The following is a 684-nucleotide window of genomic DNA, read 5'->3' on the forward strand; positions in this document are numbered from 1 at the left end:
AGGTGATCCCGGCTCGATGTAGGCTGTTTTGGCGCCGACCGCCGCAATCCAATCCCTGACAGCCTGAGCAATGAACTCTGGGCCGTTGTCTGACCGGATGTAGGCAGGGACGCCACGCAAGATGAACAAATCGGTCAGTGCGTCTATGACCTCGGTCGAGTTCAGCTTCCGCTTGACCCGGATCGCCAAGCACTCCCGGCTATGTTCGTCCAGGATGTTCAGAGTCCGGAACGCTTTCCCGTCATCGGTTCGATGATGCACGAAGTCATAGGACCAAACATGGTTGCGATACCCTGGCCGCAACCGGACGCATGAGCCATCGTTCAGCCAGAGCCGCCCTTTCTTCGGTTGTTTCATGGGCACTTTGAGCCCCTCGCGCCGCCACAGTCGTTCCACACGCTTGTCGTTCACCATCCAGCCTGCATCCCTCAGAAGAGCGGCAATCCGACGATAACCATAACGACCATACTGGCGCATCAACTCGATCATGTCAGACACCAGGCGGCTTTCGTCAGCGTGCCCAATTGGTAATCGCCTTTGTGTGGATCGGTGCTGCCCCAGAACCCGGCAGACCCGACGTTCAGACACCCGCATCTCATTGCGAACGTGATCGATACAGGCGCGACGGCGCGAGGGGCTCAGTAGTTTCCCCGCGCGGCCTCTGACAAGATGAGCTTGTCCAGC

General features: G+C 58.6%; 1 pseudogene. It reads right to left on the reverse strand.

Features of this window, described 5'->3' with window-relative positions:
• Positions 1–684 (reverse strand): annotated as a pseudogene (locus ACW9UQ_RS18685) (DDE-type integrase/transposase/recombinase); the annotation flags it as partial.

The sequence above is a fragment of the Halovulum sp. GXIMD14793 genome, assembly GCF_054457435.1.